This is a genomic window from Acidimicrobiales bacterium (assembly GCA_040219515.1).
GTDB lineage: Bacteria > Actinomycetota > Acidimicrobiia > Acidimicrobiales > Aldehydirespiratoraceae > JAJRXC01.
The window spans coordinates 245,061-260,304 of sequence record JAVJSI010000009.1 but is presented as its reverse complement, the minus strand read 5'-3'; the positions used below and the strand labels follow the sequence as shown (position 1 = coordinate 260,304).

14 protein-coding genes are annotated in these 15,244 nt (G+C 68.1%); 4 read left to right on the top strand and 10 right to left on the bottom strand.

What is annotated here, in order from left to right:
• Positions 1-86: 86 nt before the first annotated feature.
• The 4 genes from RIB98_07950 to RIB98_07935 all read left to right on the top strand — a co-directional run bounded on the left by RIB98_07950 (position 87) and on the right by RIB98_07935 (position 3,816).
• On the top strand, positions 87-1,061 hold the full coding sequence (locus RIB98_07950) for an adenosine kinase (GenBank protein MEQ8840898.1): 975 nt from the start codon (positions 87-89) through the stop codon (positions 1,059-1,061).
• A 101-nt stretch (positions 1,062-1,162) separates the two neighbouring features.
• On the top strand, positions 1,163-1,825 hold the full coding sequence (locus tag RIB98_07945) for a TetR/AcrR family transcriptional regulator (GenBank protein ID MEQ8840897.1): 663 nt from the start codon (positions 1,163-1,165) through the stop codon (positions 1,823-1,825).
• Positions 1,826-2,962 (top strand): ferritin-like domain-containing protein, encoded by a 1,137-nt coding sequence (locus RIB98_07940; GenBank protein MEQ8840896.1) that lies wholly within the window; start codon positions 1,826-1,828, stop codon positions 2,960-2,962.
• Complete coding sequence (locus RIB98_07935; GenBank protein MEQ8840895.1) at positions 2,962-3,816, top strand: crotonase/enoyl-CoA hydratase family protein; 855 nt, start codon at positions 2,962-2,964, stop codon at positions 3,814-3,816. The genes RIB98_07940 and RIB98_07935 overlap by 1 nt, the downstream gene beginning before the upstream one ends.
• Here the strand turns inward: RIB98_07935 and RIB98_07930 are convergent.
• The 10 genes from RIB98_07930 to RIB98_07885 form a co-directional block, all read right to left on the bottom strand.
• Positions 3,813-4,409 carry a hypothetical protein gene (locus tag RIB98_07930; GenBank protein MEQ8840894.1) on the bottom strand — a complete coding sequence of 199 codons (597 nt, stop codon included), beginning with the start codon at positions 4,407-4,409 and terminating at the stop codon, positions 3,813-3,815. The two genes, RIB98_07935 and RIB98_07930, sit on opposite strands and share 4 nt — an antisense overlap.
• Positions 4,410-4,421: 12 nt before the next feature.
• On the bottom strand, positions 4,422-5,348 hold the full coding sequence (locus tag RIB98_07925) for an NAD(P)-dependent oxidoreductase (GenBank protein ID MEQ8840893.1): 927 nt from the start codon (positions 5,346-5,348) through the stop codon (positions 4,422-4,424).
• Positions 5,348-5,980: a uracil phosphoribosyltransferase gene (gene upp / locus RIB98_07920; GenBank protein ID MEQ8840892.1), complete on the bottom strand. Its 633-nt coding sequence runs from the start codon at positions 5,978-5,980 to the stop codon at positions 5,348-5,350. The genes RIB98_07925 and upp overlap by 1 nt, the downstream gene beginning before the upstream one ends.
• A 43-nt stretch (positions 5,981-6,023) precedes the next feature.
• A complete protein-coding gene (locus RIB98_07915; GenBank protein ID MEQ8840891.1) occupies positions 6,024-8,951 on the bottom strand; it encodes an insulinase family protein in 2,928 nt (975 codons plus the stop codon).
• A gap of 6 nt (positions 8,952-8,957) precedes the next feature.
• Positions 8,958-10,079: an adenosine deaminase gene (locus RIB98_07910; GenBank protein ID MEQ8840890.1), complete on the bottom strand. Its 1,122-nt coding sequence runs from the start codon at positions 10,077-10,079 to the stop codon at positions 8,958-8,960.
• Positions 10,080-10,087: 8 nt separating this feature from the next.
• The gene (locus RIB98_07905; GenBank protein ID MEQ8840889.1) at positions 10,088-10,705 is read right to left on the bottom strand and encodes a GNAT family N-acetyltransferase; all 618 of its coding nucleotides are present in this window, start codon (positions 10,703-10,705) and stop codon (positions 10,088-10,090) included.
• A 27-nt stretch (positions 10,706-10,732) separates the two neighbouring features.
• Positions 10,733-11,596 carry a carboxylating nicotinate-nucleotide diphosphorylase gene (nadC, locus tag RIB98_07900; protein MEQ8840888.1) on the bottom strand — a complete coding sequence of 288 codons (864 nt, stop codon included), beginning with the start codon at positions 11,594-11,596 and terminating at the stop codon, positions 10,733-10,735.
• On the bottom strand, positions 11,593-13,170 hold the full coding sequence (locus RIB98_07895) for an L-aspartate oxidase (protein MEQ8840887.1): 1,578 nt from the start codon (positions 13,168-13,170) through the stop codon (positions 11,593-11,595). Before RIB98_07895 ends, nadC begins: the two co-directional genes overlap by 4 nt.
• 5 nt (positions 13,171-13,175) lie before the next feature.
• Positions 13,176-14,186 carry a quinolinate synthase NadA gene (nadA, locus tag RIB98_07890; GenBank protein MEQ8840886.1) on the bottom strand — a complete coding sequence of 337 codons (1,011 nt, stop codon included), beginning with the start codon at positions 14,184-14,186 and terminating at the stop codon, positions 13,176-13,178.
• A gap of 111 nt (positions 14,187-14,297) precedes the next feature.
• A complete protein-coding gene (locus RIB98_07885; protein ID MEQ8840885.1) occupies positions 14,298-15,239 on the bottom strand; it encodes an NUDIX domain-containing protein in 942 nt (313 codons plus the stop codon).
• Between the last annotated feature and the right edge of the window lie 5 nt (positions 15,240-15,244).

Below are 15,244 nucleotides of genomic sequence, written 5' to 3'. Positions count from 1 at the left end.
CGATTTGGGCCTGATTCCTCAGGCGGCGCCCCCGGTGAGAGGGGGTACCCTCCACTGGTTCCGGATCGCTGCCCCTGGAGTCCACCGTGGAAGCCTCACTCGACGTCGTCGGCGTCGGTAACGCCATCGTCGACGTCATCTCGACCGTCGACGACGATTTCATCGCCGCCCACGACCTCAACAAGGGCGCGATGACATTGATCGACGCCGATCGGGCCACGTCGCTCTACGCCGCGATGCCACCCGGGATCGAGGCGTCGGGCGGATCGGCGGCCAACACCATGGCCGGCCTGGCGAGCCTCGGTAGCCGGTCGGCCTATCTGGGCAAGGTGCGCGAGGATCAGCTGGGCGAGGTCTTCATTCACGACCTTCGTGCCGCGGGCGTGGGTTTCGACGTGCCCGGAGCGCCGGAGGGCCCGCCGACGGCACGTTGCCTGATCCAGGTCACCCCGGATGCCGAGCGCACGATGAACACCTTTCTCGGCATCTCGGCGTTCCTGAGCCCCGAGGACATCGACGAGGCGATCGTGGCGTCGGCCGCGATCACGTACTGCGAGGGCTACCTCTGGGACATGGACATCGCCAAGGAGGCGATCCGGGGTGCGATGGCCGTGGCTTCCGATGCCGGCCGCACCGTCTCGCTGACCCTCTCCGACGCGTTCTGCGTGGACCGTCACCGGGCCGAATGGCTCGAGCTGATCAGTGACAAGGTCGATCTCGTCTTCGCCAACGAGTCGGAGATCTGTGCACTGTTCGAAACCGACGACTTCGACCGTGCGGCCTCGCAGATCGAGGGCATGGTCGAGGTCTCCGCGCTCACCCGCTCGGCCGCGGGGTCGGTGATCGTCGCCAACGGCGAACGCATCGTCGTGCCCGCCGCCCCGGTGGCGAAGGTGGTCGACGCCACCGGGGCCGGCGATCTCTACGCGTCCGGATTCCTGCACGGACTGGCCAACGGAGCCGACCTCGCCCGCTGTGCCGAGCTCGGCGGCATCGCTGCGGGAGAGGTCATCTCCCACATCGGTGCCCGCTCCCAGGTGCCCCTCACCACCCTCATCTGAACCGCGGATGGGTGCGTTGCCGGGGAGTTCGGCGCAGCCGAACTGCAGCAACGCGAAGCGTTGCCCTTGACAGGTGGATAATAACCGTTATCATCGGGGTCGTGCCCACCGCCCCACTCGTCTCGTCGACTGTCGATGCCCATGATCCGTTGACGGATCGGCTGCTGGCCGCTGCGGTCGACGTGTTCACCGAGAACGGGTTCGAGAAGGCGGGTGTCGCGGCCATCGCCCGCGCCGCCGGGGTGACCACGGGGGCGATCTACGCACGCTGGAGCGGCAAGCAGGAGATGATGCTCGACGCCCTCGATCTGGTCATGACCGACCAGCTGGAGCGTCTCCTCTCGGCCGACGGCGGCGACGTCACCGACATCCTCGGGGCGCTGGGTGCGGAGCTGCTCGTCCGATCACCGTCGGCCGACGCGCTCATCGCCGAAGCGCTGGTCATCGCCCGACGAGATGCCGAGTTCCAGACGATGCTCACCCGCCGAATGGCCGAGCAGGAAACCAAGCTCGCTCGGCTGATCGACGACGGCAAGACCGACGGCCTGCTCGACCCGACCCTGCCGACCGAGGCGATCGTCGCGCTGTGTCACGCGATCAGCCTCGGATTCGCGATGCTCGGATCCATCGATCGCGAGCTCCCGGTCGCCGACGGCTGGAATGCCGTGATCCAACGGCTGATCATCGCCGCACGACCGATCTCCGCAGTACCACCCGAAGCCCATCCCGTAGAGAACCATCCCGACGAGAACGAGGAGCCATAGATGGCTGTCACCGATGCAAACAGCACTGACGCGAATGACGTCGACCGGATCATGGACATCGCCCAGGCGAACACCAACCCCGACGAGCTGATTCATGCCGTGAAGGACAACGCCGAGGCGATCTTCACCTGGGGTTACGACAAGGGCGAGCGGGCCAAGCTCGACAAGTTGTACGAGAAGGCGAAGACGTCGCAGTGGAACGCGTCCACCGATCTCGACTGGTCGACCGAGGTCGATCCCTACACCGCGCTCGACCTCAACCTCGAGCGGGCGCTCATGGGCGGCTTCGAGCAGGACCCCGACAGCCCGGTCGCCAAATGGGGCGACAAGGAGTGGGAGGAATTCGGCCTCCAGTCGATCAAGTGGCGGCTGAGCCAGTTCATGCACGGCGAGCAGGGTGCGCTTCTCTGCACGGCCAAGATCGTCGAGACGGTGCCGTGGATCGACGCGAAGTACTACGCCGCGACGCAGGTCGTCGACGAGGCCCGCCACGTCGAGGTGTTCGCCCGCTATCTCGACGAGAAGCTCGACGGCGGCTATCCCGTCAACCCGCATCTCGGCCTGCTGCTCGACGACATCATCAACGACAGCCGCTGGGACATGACCTATCTCGGCATGCAGATCATGGTCGAGGGGCTCGCCCTCGCCGCCTTCGGCTTCATGCACGATGTCACCACCGAGCCGTTGCTCAAGAAGCTGCTCCGCTACGTCATGAGCGACGAAGCGCGCCACGTGGCGTTCGGCGTGCTCTCACTGCAGGAGGTCTACGCGGAGATGGACGCCGCCGACATCCGCGAACGCCAGGAGTTCGCCTTCGAGGCCGCGATGCGCATGCGTGATCGCTTCCTCCAGCAGGAGGTCTGGGAGCACATGGGCGTCGACACCCGCAAGATGGTGGAGCTGCTGCTCAACGCGCCCGAGGAGTCCAAGGTCTTCCAGCGGATGCTCTTCTCGAAGATCGTCCCGAACTGTCGCAAGCTGGGCCTGCTCGATGCCGGCGACGGCTGGTTGCGTGACCGGTTCACCGAGATCGGCGTGATCGAGTTCGAGCACTTCGAGGACACCGGCTCGGAGTTCACGAACTACGACCTCGAGGACGGCAACATCGGCGGCGAGGCCACGGCCGCCGCCGTCTGATGGGGTACACCTGCTTCGAGGTCGAAGAGACCGAGGGCGTGGCCCATGTCCGCCTGTCGAGGCCCGACGCGCTGAACTCGATGATTCCGGCCTTCTGGTCGGAGCTCCCGGAGATCATCGGCGAACTGTCCGACTCGGGACGCGTTCGTGCGGTGGTCCTCTCGTCGACCGGCAAGCACTTCAGTGCGGGCATGGACCTCGCCGTCTTCGGTGGCGGTACCGACGACGCGCTCGCGGACGGCGCCGGGCGTATCGAGGAGCGGGGTCGTCAACGGGCCGCGTTGCGCTACAACGTGCTGCACCTGCAGGACTCGTTCTCGATTCTCGAGCGAGCCCGCATGCCGGTGCTCGCGGCGATCCAGGGCGGGTGCATCGGAGGCGCGGTCGACATGGTGACGGCGGCCGACTGTCGCTACGCCACCGCCGACGCCTTCTTCTGCATCCAGGAGATCAACATCGGCATGACCGCTGACGTGGGCACGCTCCAGCGCCTTCCCAAGCTCATTCCCGAGGGCGTCGTGCGCGAGCTCGCCTACACCGGTCGGCGGATGCCGGCCGCGCAGGCGCTCGACTACGGGCTGGTCAACCAGGTCTACGCCGATCAGGCCGCGATGCTCAACGGTGTCCACGACATCGCAGCCGAGATCGCGTCGAAGTCGCCCCTGGCGGTCCACGGCACCAAGGAGACCATCCTCTACAGCCGCGACCACGCGGTCGACGACGCGCTGAAGTACATCGCCGCCTGGCAGACCGGCATGTTCCAGCCGGGCGACATGCTCGAGACATTCGCGGCGAAGGCCGAGGGCCGTGATCCGGTGTTCGAGGATCTCGGCGCCATCCGGCGCGGCCTCTAGCTCTCGAGCGGAGGTCCGAAGGCCAGCGAGAGATCGCCGAGCTGCACGAGGGTCGACGCGACCCAGCCGCCGAGGGCGTTGAAGTGGCTGTCGAGCGTGGATCCGTCGACCAGGGCCGACTCGTCGAGCTCGTAGACCCCCTCGTAGCTCACCTCGATCGCGAACTCGGCCTGATCGCCGTCGGCGCCGTAGACCGACTCGACGGTGGGACCGCTGCGGGTCAGCCGTTCGCGACCGAGCGCGGCGCTGCTCACCGGAAGCACCTGGAGCACGGCATGTGGCTCGGGTGGCTCGATCAACCGCTGCACCCGAAGCGTGATCTCGATCTCGATCCGTGGGGGTTCGGTGAATTCCTCGTCGACGTACCAGCTCCGGTACGCGGTCTGCGACCAGGTGGGCCACACGCAGCTGACATCGGCCTGCACCCGGGGTGGACGGCCCTCACCGGGAAGGCCGTAGCTGGTCTGCCACGACATGTCGCCGAGCATGACGTCGACCTGGAAGCGCTCCTCGAACGCCTGACGTTCGAGCCGGGAATTCTCGAACGCGTCCCGCAGTGCGCCGATGGCGTCGGTGAATACGTGGTCGAGCATGAACCGACGAGGCTAGTACCCGGCAGCCACATCGACGGGCCCGAGGAGCTCGTCGCCCCGGAGCCATCGCCCGACGTTCTCCTCGACCCGCTCGGCGAGGCGGGGTAGTCCCATCTCGGCGGTGTTGCCCACGTGGGGCGTGATGAGCACGTTGTCGTAGCCCCAGAGAGCGTGGCCGTCGGGCAACGGCTCGGGGTCGGTCACGTCGAGCACCGCGCCGGCGATGGTCCCGGCCGCCAGGGCGGCGAGAAGGTCGTCATTGACCACGTGCTTGCCTCGTCCGACATTGACGAGCCACGCATCGTCGGGCATCGCGGCGAGGAGGTGCTCGTCGACGATGCCGGTCGTCTCGGGTGTGAGCGCCAGACAGACGATGACCGCGTCGGCGTTGCTGACGGCGTCGAGGCGGTCGGCGGTGGCGACCGTACGAGCGGCGCCGGGGACCGGCGTAGGGGAGCGGCGGACACAGGTGACGTCACACCCCCAGGGCTCGATCAGCCGCAGGAAGCTCTCGGCGAGACCGCCGCCGCCGAGCACGGTGAGTTTCGCCCCGAGCAGGTTGCGGCCCTCCTGGCGGCTCCACGACGATGCCCGGACGAAGGTGGGCATGGCGCGGAACGCGGTGAGCAGCGCCGCCATGATCCACTCGGCGCAATCGTCGGCGTAGACACCCTTGCCGCAGGTCCAGAGGTGGTCGTCGTCGAGCAGATGGACGACGGTCTCGATACCGGCGTAGGGGAGCTGGATCCATCGAGCATCGGGGGCGCGCTCGATGATGGTGGCGAACTCGTCGACGGCGGCCGGGTCGGCCCAGATGATCGCGTCGGCAACGGCCGGATCGACCACCGTGGCGCCGGCGCGCTCGACCGCGGCGACGAGCACGGCATGCATCTCGGGGCGGCTCCGCGGCTCGACCGCGATCCGGCCGCCCCCGGCCATCAGTCGACCCCGAACTGGCGATCGCCGGCGTCGCCGAGCCCGGGCACGATGTAGCCGATCTCGTTGAGGTGGCTGTCGATCGAGGCGGTCACGTGGGCGTCGGCGGTGCCCGACGTGCGCAGGGCTGCGACACCTTCGGGGGCCGAGAGGACACAGACGACGGTGATCGCACCCGCGTTGGCGCGGCGGAGGCTCTGGCACGCGTGGATGGCCGAACCGGCGGTGGCGAGCATCGGGTCGAGGACCATCACCGGCTGTCCGGCGAGGTCGGCGGGTACGGTGTCGAGATAGACATCCGGCTGGAGCGTCTCCTCGTTGCGCTTGAGGCCGAGGAACCCGGTGCGGGCCTCGGGGAGCACGGCGAGGGCAGCATCGAGCATTCCCAGCCCGGCCCGCAGGACCGGGACGAGGAGCGGCAGCATCGTGTCGGGCCCGAGTTTCGTGCCGGTGGTCGGGCCCATCGGGGTGACGATGTCGACCTGAGCCGTGGTGATGTCGCGTGAGGCCTCGTAGACGAGGTGTCGACTCAGGGTTCGCAGTTCGGCCCGGAACGCCGGCCGAGTGGTGGTCTCGTCTCGCAGACGCGTCAGGGCGACGGCGGCGAGGGGGTGATCGACGACATGGACATGCACCGAGCGACTATGCCACGTCCGATGGGTGCCGGCACCGATCGGCTCAGGGAAGCACCTTCGATACGGTGACCGATGCGGCGTCACCGTAGAGCGCGGCCGCCATGGTCCGGATGTCGTCGGGCGAGAGCGACTCGAGGATGGCGAAGCGTTGGTCCGATTGGAGCACGTCGACGTCAGGGAAACGGGTGGCAGCCAGGTTGCCGTCGAGGAAGATGCCGTTGTTGACGAACTCGTAGTCGGTGGCGGCCACGGCGACGGCTCGGTCGAACTCGTCGGCCGTCGGCCCGGTCTCGGAGAGATCGGTGAGGATCTCCTGGAATGCGATCTCGATCTCGTCGCGTCGGGCGGGATCGCCGCTGACGGTGGCGAACGAGGTGAGGGCACCGGGGCCTTCCCGGTCGGCGGTCACCGACACGGACGCGCCGTAGGAGGCGCCGAGCGCTTCCCGGATGGTCTCGAGCGTGCGGCTGGTCGCGATGGTCGCGAGCAGCGCGCCGGTCACCTCGTCTCGGGCGCTCGGTTGACCGATGACCCAATCGACCCGCTGCAGGCCCCCATCGGCGGTTCCCGCAGTCAGGACGACGTCGCCGCTGACCGCCGTGGTGGGAAGACGCACCCCGAGGTCCACCCACGTGTCGGCCTCGCCGACGGGCAGCGTGCCGAGATAGCGGGCCGCGAGCTCGAACGCCTCGTCGGCGCCGATGTCCCCGACGATGGCGACATGGAGGTCGTCGGCCTCCCCGAATCGATCGTCGAACACGCCGAGCAGCTCGTCGGCGTCGAGTTCGGCGATCTCCTCGGCCGTGTGGAGGAACTGGTAGCGGTCGTCGTCGGGGTAGAGGAGATTGCTCAGCACCTCGCCGGCGCGGATGTCGGGATTGGTCTCCGCGAGCTCGAGCGTGGTCGTCGCCGCACGACTCACGGACCGCAAGGAGATCTCGTCGACCCTGGGCTCCGTGATCGTGAGATTGATGAGCGCGAACAGATCCTCGACATCGGCCGATGACGAGGATCCGCCGATCGTCTCGCTCCACTCGTCGATCGTCGCGACGAGGCTGGTCGAGCGGCTCTCGAGGTAGCGCTCGAGGGTGGCCGGGTCATGGGGGCCGACGCCGCTACCGAGCACCGCATCGACCGCCGCCGTGGCCAGTGACGCATCCGGCTCGGCCAGGGCGCTCCATCCGCCGGTGGACGCCATGGCGACGAAGACGTTCCCTTCGGAGATCTTCGACTCCTGGTGTGAGACCACGACGCCGTTGGCGAACGTCCACTCGGCGACCGGACCATTGAAGGTGTCCCGGCTGCTCTCGCTCTGCAGGGGCGCCCTCTCGGGGGCGAGCATCAGCTGGTCGATGACTTGGGCCGCCTCGGTCGCGCCGGCGGGGATGACACTGTCGAGTACGTCGAGGAGTCGTTCGGGGGTGGGGAGATCGGTCTCGTCGTCACCGACGGCGATCACGATGGGTCCACTCTCCTCGAGGATCCACCGCCAGTGGTTCGTGAGCTCTTCACTCCCGAATGACTCGACGACGGCACGCTGGCGTGAGATGCGTCGCTCGGCGTCATCGGCCGCGGCGCCCTCGAGGAAGTGGGCGCTGAGTTCACCGGCGTACTGCCAGTCCTGGGTGGAGTTCAGCGAGGCCAGCTCGTCGTCGAGGTCGGAGAGGAGCAGCTGCTTGACCCGCTCGACGTCCTCGTCGCTGAAGCCCGTCTGGGCGGCGAGCAGGAGATGGCTCAGATACGAATCGAGCGCGACGTCGAGTTCGGGCGCCTGGAGATTGGTGCCGTAGTACCGCAGCCCCCGATTGACCGAGAACGCGCTGATGGAGGGCTCGCGGTCGAGGTCGAGGTCCCCGCGCTGGAATGCCTCTTGCAGACGAGTGCTCAGCATGATCGCCACGGCCGACTCGATCAGTGTCATCCGTTCGCCGCCGACGGTGCCGGTGTCCCACACCGGCAGCGGGATGTCGAGTGAGAGATTGTCCGCACCGTTGTCGGGATGAACGATGATGTTGGCGATGGGCTCAGGGTCGAGCGGGATGTCGACGTCGATGCGTTCGAGCGGCGTCGGCGGGTTGGTGAGACCCGAGAGTCGGCTGGTGACCTCGCGCTCCATCTCGTCGAGCGGGAGGTCGCCCACGACCACGACAGCCATGTTGTCGGGTCGGTACCACGTCTCGTAGAAGGCCCGCAGCGTCGCGGCATCGGTGGCCTCCACGAGGGCCGCGTCACCGACCACGATGCGCCCCTCGTAGGGCGTGCCCTCGGTGTAGATCTCCTCGAAGCGGGTGAATGTGAACCCCTCCACGGTCTCGCGGCCCTGGCGGAGCTCGTCGCGGACGATGCCGATCTCGGACTCGACGTCGGCTGGATCGATCGTTGCGTTGCTCGCCCATTCCGCCAGGACGTCGAAGGCGATGTCGGGTGCCGTCGGCTCGGTCGTCGTGGCGGCGAGGAGGTAGACCGTCTCGTCGTAGCTCGTGTAGGCGTTGACGTCGGCGCCGAAACTGATGCCCAACCGCTGGAGCTGGGTGGTCAACTCGTTGCCGGGGAAGGCCTCGGTGCCGTTGAACAACATGTGCTCGAGGAAATGGGCGCTGCCGTCGTCGGGGGTGTCCTGCTGCAGCGATCCGGCGTTCACGACCAGGCGGAGGTCGAGGCTCGCGCCGGGGGTGTCGTTGCTTCGCAGCAGATAGGTGAGCCCGTTGTCGAGCGTGCCGATGCGATAGTCCTCGTCGATCGGCAGTGGGGTGGGGTCGGGTTCCGGCGGCGTCGCCGGCGGAGTCAGGGTGCCAGTGGGGTCGTCGGATGCCGGGCCGGCCCCGTCGTCGAGCGTCGTGGTGACGGACGAGGGCGTGTCGCCGGACACCCCGTCGACGAGTTCATCAGCCTCGGGGCTGTCCGCACAGGCGGCGGCCACGAGGGTGGCAGCGAGCGCGACGGAGACGAAGCGAAGGCTGGGGGTCCGCATGGACTGTCAGAACCGGGGTTCGAGGGCCCATGCCTCGAGCGGCGCGTAGCGAGGCTTGATGATCTGCTCGATGATCTGGAGTCGCTCGCGAAACGGGAGGAAGCTGGACTTCATGCCGTTGACCGTGAGCCAACGGAGTCGATCCCAGCCGTAGTCGAACGCCTCGACGAGTGCCGCCATCTCCGATGACATCGAGACGCCCGACATGAGCCGGTTGTCGGTGTTGAGGGTGACCCGGAAGCGGAGTTCTATCAGCTCGGCGATGGGGTGATCGGCGATCTCGTCGACCACGCCGGTGTTGACGTTGCTCGTGGGGCAGATCTCGAGCGGGATGCGCCGGTCGCGGATGTAGTGGGCGAGGTGGCCGAGCTGACGCTCGCCGTTGTCGTCCCGGGTGAGGTCCTCGATGATCCGTATGCCGTGACCGAGGCGCTCGGCCCCGCAGTACTGCAACGCCTTCCAGATCGACGGCGGACCGTAGGCCTCGCCGGCGTGGATCGTGATGTGGAAGTTCTCGCGATGGCAGTACTGGAATGCCAGCAGGTGGTCGTCGGGGGGAAAGCCGTCTTCGGGACCCGCAATGTCGAACCCGACCACGCCCTGATCCCGCCAACGAATCGCGGCCTGGGCGACCTCGAGGGAGTTCTGCTGGTGACGCATCGCCGAGCAGATCGTCCTGATGGTCAGCTCCGTACCGGCGGACCCTGCGGCAAAACCGGCGACGACGGCCTCGATCACCGCGTCGAGGCTCAGGCCCTGTGCGGTGTGCAGCTCCGGCGCGAAACGGATCTCTGCGTAGACGACGTTGTCGGCGGCGAGATCTTCGGCGCACTCCCGGGCCACTCGCTCGATGCTGTCGCTGGTCTGCATGACGGCCACGGTGTGGGCGAACGTCTCCAGGTACAGCGTGAGGTCCTTGCGGTTCGCGCCGCGTTGCATCCACGTGGTGAGCGCGTCGGCATCGGTGGCCGGCAGCTCGCGGTAGCCGATCTGGTCGGCGATCTCGATGATCGTCTCGGGCCGGAGACCGCCGTCGAGATGATCGTGGAGGACCACCTTGGGCGCCCGACGAATGCGGTCGAGCGTCGGAGGTCCGACATCGATGATTCCCGTAGTTGTACTGGGCATATCTCAGGCTATGCCGGGTGACGAATCATCGGGCGCAACGTGACGCCTGGCGCAAAGTCGATCTGGGCCATCTCCACGAAGCCGTGGCGGGCGTAGAGCCCGGCGCTGCGGGCCGTCGATGCCTCGAGGTACGCCGCGTGACCCTCGGCGTCGCAGATCGAGGTGACGCGCTCGAGGAGCACCGTGCCGAGGCCCTGGCCCCGGGCCTGATCCCGGGCACCCACGAGGTGGAGATAGAAGTGCGGCTCGGTCGGCCGGTGCTCCTCCATCTCGATGAAGTGGGGCATGGCCGCCTCGAGCAACGCCGCGGCCACGTGTCGGCCGAACGCCTCGGCCAGCGCGTCGTCGTCGGAGCGAATGCCCGGCGGCGTCCACAATGCGGCTGCCCGCCCGTCGATCATGTGCGTGTGGCCGTGGATGAGATATGACCCGACCTCGGCGATCATGACGTCGCGAAGGCCGACCGGCGAGGCGAACCCATCTCGTTCGGGGTCGGGCATGAAGTGGACCCAGAACGGGTCGGTGAGGAAGGCCTCGACCAACGTGTCGATCAGCTGGTCCGTGTCGGCGGGTGTGGCGTGACGGCTGCCGTCGTTCGGGGTGGGCTCTCTCGTCGGGGTCGCCATGTCGACGACTCTAGGCCACCGGTCCGATCAGAGATCGAGGGCGACGTCGAGACGCGGTGCGGAGTGGGTGATCCATCCCAGCGAGATCACGTCCACGCCGGATGCCGCAACGGCCGCCGCGGTCTCGAGGGTGATGTTGCCGGATGCCTCGGTGACGGCGCGTCCACCCACGAGCTCGACCGCACGCCGGAGGTCGTCGCCACGGAGGTTGTCGAGCAGGATGATGTCGGCACCGCCGTCGACTGCACTCTCGATCTGGTCGAGCCGATCGACCTCGATGGTGATCGACACGGTGTGGCCCACGGTCGAGCGGACTCTGCGCACGGCGTCGGCCGGCGACGCAGCGACAACGAGGTGGTTGTCCTTGATCATCACTGCGTCGTGCAGCCCGAAGCGATGGTTCATGCCGCCACCGCATCGCACCGCGTACTTCTCGAGGGCACGGAGCCCGGGGGTGGTCTTGCGGGTGTCGGCGATGCGGGTTCGGGTGTCGGACACCGCGTCCACCACCGAGCGGGTGCTGGTGGCGATGCCGCTGAGGTGACCGAGGATGTTCAGGCAGGTGCGTTCGCCGGTGAGAATGGCGCGACTCGAGCCGTCGAGCGTGGCCAGCGTGGTGCCTGCTTCGACACGATCGCCGTCGCTCGCAAGCGCGGTGATCGAGACGTCCCCGTCGACGAGGTCGAACACCGCGAGACCGATGTGGAGGCCGGCGATCGTGCCGGCGGCCCGGGCGACCACGCGGCCCCGGGTCGTTGCCGAGGGCGGTACGAGGGCGGCACTGGTGAGATCACCGCCCTGTGCGAGGTCCTCGACGAGCGCGCGTCGCAGGACGTTCTCGACCTCGTGGGCCGGCGGCGGCATCAGGTTGTGCTCCGACGAGCCGGTCATGCGCCTGCTCGTGACGGCTCGCGATCGACGATGATGGTCGTCGACGGTGCCGGGTCGGGGTGGACGGTCGTGTGGACGCCGCGGTCATCGGCGCCGGGGAAGTCCCGCCGATGATGGCTGCCGCGCGACTCGGTGCGGGCGAGGGCGGCATCGGTCAGCAATCGGGCGCTCTCGACGAGGTTGCGGCCGATCGGGTGGGTGGCGAGCCGGGGCTCGAGCTCGGCGATGATGCGAGCGGCCCGGGTCATTCCGGTGGCGTCGCGGACCACGCCGACGTCGTCCCACATGGTCCGGCGCAGGGCTTCGATGTCGGCGTCGCCGCGGTGATCGAGGTCGACCCGGAGCGCGGTGTCGGGCACGGAGACCCTGGTCGGGGCGATCCAATCGGTGGCGTCCAGGCGCATCTGCTCGGCGACCCGGGCGCCGAAGACCAGGCCTTCGAGGAGCGAGTTGCTGGCCAGCCGGTTGGCACCGTGGAGGCCGGTCGAGGCGGCTTCGCCGCACGCGAAGAGGCCAGGCAGCGAGCTGCGGCCGTCGTCGTCGGTGGCGATACCGCCCATGTGGTAGTGCTCGGCCGGTGAGACCGGCAGGAGATCGACACGGGGGTCGAGTCCGGCCCGTCGGGCGATGGCCCACACGGTGGGGAACCGCTCGGGAAAGTCGGGGCCGATGGACCGGGCATCCAGGTAGATCGGGCCACGCTGGCGTTGCTGCCAGTTCTCGCGGGCGACGACATCGCGTGGGGCGAGTTCTGCATCGGGGTGAACGTCACGCATGTACCGGTGCCCGTGGGCATCGACGAGGATGGCGCCTTCGCCGCGCAGCGCTTCGGTGAGCAGCGGCATGGGATCGAGGGCGGTATGGAGGGCCGTGGGATGGAACTGCACGAACTCGGGGTCGCCGATCGCCGCGCCGGCTCGAGCCGCCATGGCCATTCCGTCGCCGGTCACCTCGCCGGGATTCGTCGTGTGCAGGTAGAGGCGGCCGATGCCGCCGGTGGCCAGGACGACGCTGGGCGCAACGATGGCCACCAGACGCCGGTCGGCATCGACGGTGAGCACGCCCACGATGCGCTCGCCGTCACGCAACAGGTCGAGGACCAGGGTGTCGTCGAGACGTTCGATGTCGTTGCGGGCAACGGTGGCGGCGACCAGTGTGCGCATGACTTCGGCACCGGTCGCGTCGCCGTTGGCGTGGACGATGCGCCGCCGGTCGTGGCCGGCCTCGCGGCCGAGCGTGAGGGTGCCATCGTCGGCCGTGTCGAACTCGGCGCCGAGAGAGATCAGCCACGCGATGCGGTCGGGCGCAGCCATGGTGACGAGTTCGGCGATCTCGGCTCGGCCGAGGCCGCCGCTCACCTCTTGGGTGTCGGCTGCGTGGCGGCCCGGATGGTCGTCGTCGCCGACGGCTGCGGCGATTCCGCCCTGGGCCCATCGGCTCGAACCGTCGCCGGTGGCCGTCTTGGAGATCACGACACAGTCGCCATGGGCCAGCGCAGCGCTGAGACCGGCGATGCCGGATCCGACCACGATGCACCCGACGCGGCGAATCGCAACCTCACTGTTGATTGACACGCCGTTCATGATCGGGGTGGTCCGACAGCGAGCATGGCCTCGAGGGCGGCGCGGGCGCCGGCCGCGACGTCGGGGTCGACGTGGACCTCGTACTGCATCTCCTCGAGGGCCGTACGGATGTTGTGGATCGTGATCCGCTTCATGTGCGGGCACATGTTGCACGGTCGCAGGAATTCGGTGTTGGGAGCGGACTCGGCGACATTGTCGGCCATGGAGCATTCGGTGACCATCACGACCTGCTCGGGCTGGCGGTCGGTGACCCACTGCGTCATGGCCGACGTCGACCCGACGAAGTCGGCCTCGGCCAACACGTCCGGCGGGCACTCGGGATGGGCGATGATCTGCACTCCCGGGCTGCTCACACGGAACTTCGCGAGCTCGGGCCCGGTGAAACGTTCGTGCACCTCGCAGGCGCCGGCCCAGGTGACGATCTCGACGTCGGTCTGCGAGGCGACCCAGTCGGCGAGGTACTGGTCGGGGAGGAAGAGCACCTTCTCGGCGCCGAGCGAGTTGACCACGTCGACCGCGTTGGACGACGTGCAGGTGATGTCGGCCGCCGCCTTCACGGCGGCCGAGGTGTTCACGTAGACACACACAGGTGCCCCGGGATGTTCGAGGCGGAGCTGGGCGATGTCGTCGGGGGTGATCGACTCGGCCAACGAGCATCCGGCCCGCGGGTCGGGGATCAGCACGGTCTTCTCGGGGCTCAGGATCTTCGAGGTCTCGGCCATGAAGTGCACGCCGGCCATCACGATGACCTCGGCGTCGGTCTCGGCCGCCATGCGAGCCAACTGGAGCGAGTCGCCTCGCAGATCGGCGACACCGAAGAAGATGTCGGGGGTCATGTAGTTGTGGGCGATCACGACCGCATTGCGTTCGACCTTCAGGCGGTTGATGTCGGCGATGATCGGATCGAGAATGGCCCGTTCGATCTCGGGGACGATCCCTTCGAGAGGATGTCGGTCGGCGTTGGTCACCTGGTTGGTCACCTGGTTGGTCACCTGTGTGGTCGGCATGGGCCTGCTCCGATTAATGCTCATGTTGAGTATTACTACGCCAAAGATAGCAGGCCGGAACGGGCGCGACAACGGGGGAGTGACAACGCACACACCGCGTGGTCGCCCGGTTCAGCGGTAGGGCTGGCCCACGCCCGGGCGGGGACGCTCGCGGATCACGGTGGGCCGGTAGCGGAACAGCTCGGCCGGCCGACCGGCGCCGGCCGAGGTGCGTTCGCCGGTGCCCTCGACGAGACCCGAGCGTTCGATCAGTCGCCGGAAGTTCTGCTTGTGGAGCGGGACCCCGGCCAACGCCTCGACCGTTCTCTGCAGTTCGAGCAGGGTGAAGCGCTCGGGGAGAAGCTCGAACACGACCGGCCGGTAGGTGAGCTTCCCCCGGAGACGACTGAGGGCCACGGTGACGATGCGGCGGTGATCGAGCCGGAGTGCTTCTCCCGCGGCGACGGGAGGAGTGAGGGGAACCGTACGGGGCAGATCGCGACCCGAGGCATCGCCGCCGTCGTCGGTGGCCCGTTCCTGGACGAGTCCGGCCTGATAGAGGAGCTCGTAGCGCTCGATGACACGAATGCCGTCCCACAGTGGCCCGAACGCCACCTCCACTCGCTCTCGTGCGTCCTCGGAGGGAGATGCCTCTGCCCAGTTCTCGAGCGCGGGGAGGAGCACGTCGGTGAGAATCGGCGGCGTGCCGGCGCGATGGTCCTCCCACGGCAGGAGGTCGTAGGCGCCGAGCCATTTCGCCCCGGGCGTGGGCGCAGACTCCTCGACCAATGCGAGGTAGGCCACGCTGATGGAGCGGCCCGGTCCGGCGCTGCGCCGGCGGTCCCGATTGCCGAACGTGTACAGCTGCTCGGCATAGCCGACCTCGAGTCCGGTCTGTTCACGGATGCGGCGGCGCATGGCGAGATCGAGCGTCTTGTCGGACGCGGCGTCGAGCGGTCCGGCCGGGAGGCCGGGTGGGTGCTCCTCGTCGACGACGAGCACCCGCGGTTCGCCGCCCGTGACCGCGACGATGACGGCATCGAGGGTGAGGTCGACCGAGGGGCCGGCGGTCATCGGGG

Excerpts from the sequence above, each read along its gene's own strand:
- nadC (MEQ8840888.1), bottom strand. The coding sequence starts at position 11,596 with ATGACCGGCTCGTCGGAGCACAACCTGATGCCGCCGCCGGCCCACGAG.
- RIB98_07930 (MEQ8840894.1), bottom strand. The coding sequence starts at position 4,409 with ATGCTCGACCACGTATTCACCGACGCCATCGGCGCACTGCGGGACGCG.
- nadA (MEQ8840886.1), bottom strand. The coding sequence starts at position 14,186 with ATGCCGACCACACAGGTGACCAACCAGGTGACCAACCAGGTGACCAAC.
- RIB98_07905 (MEQ8840889.1), bottom strand. The coding sequence starts at position 10,705 with ATGGCGACCCCGACGAGAGAGCCCACCCCGAACGACGGCAGCCGTCAC.
- RIB98_07925 (MEQ8840893.1), bottom strand. The coding sequence starts at position 5,348 with ATGGCCGGGGGCGGCCGGATCGCGGTCGAGCCGCGGAGCCGCCCCGAG.
- RIB98_07885 (MEQ8840885.1), bottom strand. The coding sequence starts at position 15,239 with ATGACCGCCGGCCCCTCGGTCGACCTCACCCTCGATGCCGTCATCGTC.
- RIB98_07915 (MEQ8840891.1), bottom strand. The coding sequence starts at position 8,951 with ATGCGGACCCCCAGCCTTCGCTTCGTCTCCGTCGCGCTCGCTGCCACC.
- RIB98_07910 (MEQ8840890.1), bottom strand. The coding sequence starts at position 10,079 with ATGCCCAGTACAACTACGGGAATCATCGATGTCGGACCTCCGACGCTC.
- RIB98_07940 (MEQ8840896.1), top strand. The coding sequence starts at position 1,826 with ATGGCTGTCACCGATGCAAACAGCACTGACGCGAATGACGTCGACCGG.
- RIB98_07935 (MEQ8840895.1), top strand. The coding sequence starts at position 2,962 with ATGGGGTACACCTGCTTCGAGGTCGAAGAGACCGAGGGCGTGGCCCAT.